Below are 1,285 nucleotides of genomic sequence, written 5' to 3' on the forward strand. Positions count from 1 at the left end.
GGCCTCGAGGCGGGCGGCCATGCGTTCCGCGAAACCGGGCGACAGGTCGGTCGCGGGATCCGCGCGCAGGACGTCGCCGATCTGGTGGAAGAGCGCCCAGGCCTGCCGGCCCTCCGGTGTGTCGAGGGCGGCGAGCGCCAGTTCCCGGTCGACGTCCGGGATCTCGCCATCGCTCAGCGCCGAGATGAGTTCACGGTTTTTCTTGTTCGTGTCCATAGCCATCACGCCGGTACGTAAAACTTCGTCTTCATATCGCTCGCTACCTACCGACGTTTGTCCGCCGAGATATCCAGCAAGGGCCGCAATTTCTCGGCGATGACTTCGCGCGCCCGGAAAATCCGGCTCCGCACCGTCCCGATTGGACACGCCATCACTTCGGAGATTTCCTCGTAGCTTAAACCTTCTATTTCGCGCAGGACGATCGCGGTCCTCAATTCCAGCGGCAAGGCTTCCATGGCCGCATTCACGGTATAGGCGATCTGTTTGCTGGCCAACATTGATTCGGGTGTATTAATGTCTCGCAAGCTATCTGCGTCGTCAAATCCTTCCGCACGTTCGGCATCGGCTTCCGTCGAGGTCGGCGCGCGCCTGCCTTGCGTTACCAGGAAATTCTTTGCCGTATTAATTCCTATTCGATATAGCCATGTATAAAACGCGGAATCGCCGCGGAAATGGCGCAGTGCACGGAATGCCTTGATAAAGGTTTCCTGCACCACGTCTTCCGCCTCGGCCGGATCGTGCACGAGGCGCGACACGAGCCGCATCAGGCGACGCTGATATTTCGCCACCAGCAGGTCGAACGCTCCGCGATCGCCCGCCTGGACGCGCTCAACCAGCAGTTGATCACATTCGCGTTCGGTCGTCACTGCAATGCCCCGTTGGCTGCGGCGGCGTCCCTGTTAGACGGAAACGGTGTGCACGTTTCCTTAAGAGTTGGTCCGCTGCAATGAGTTCGTCGTGTCTTCGCATCCTTCGTCTGCATGTCCGCGCCGGCCGACCACTGCCAGCGCGACGGCCAGCGCGCGCCACACCGCGGCGTCGACGCTGTCGCGCCACACGTACAGGACGCGTGGTCCCGTGCCCGGCGCGGCGTACCGCAACACCATCAGCATCGGCCAGACGACCGCTCCGGGCAGCAGGACCGCATTGCCCTCCGGCGGCAGGCCCACGTCCTGTTGTACCGTTACGCGCAAGTCGCCGGTTCCAGAAATATCAATCCGGTGCGTCTTAGAAGGAAGGGCCGCCGCGCCCAGCACGGCGCTGCCGGCGGCCGCCAGCGCCGTGC

At 62.7% G+C, this 1,285-nt stretch carries 3 protein-coding genes; all 3 read right to left on the bottom strand.

The genetic code is table 11. The annotated features are described in order from the left end of the window. A partial coding sequence (locus ACEN88_RS32065) for a sigma-E factor negative regulatory protein (RefSeq protein WP_413346236.1) occupies window positions 1-222 on the bottom strand: 222 nt, incomplete at its 3' end. Between the two features lie 41 nt (window positions 223-263). Then, a complete protein-coding gene (rpoE, locus tag ACEN88_RS32070) occupies window positions 264-866 on the bottom strand; it encodes an RNA polymerase sigma factor RpoE (RefSeq protein WP_413346238.1) in 603 nt (200 codons plus the stop codon). Between the two features lie 60 nt (window positions 867-926). Continuing rightward, a partial coding sequence (locus ACEN88_RS32075; RefSeq protein ID WP_413346240.1) for a hypothetical protein occupies window positions 927-1,285 on the bottom strand: 359 nt, incomplete at its 5' end.

Source organism: Massilia sp. CT11-108 (assembly GCF_047302915.1).
In the GTDB taxonomy this organism is placed as follows: Bacteria; Pseudomonadota; Gammaproteobacteria; order Burkholderiales; family Burkholderiaceae_D; genus Telluria; species Telluria orientalis.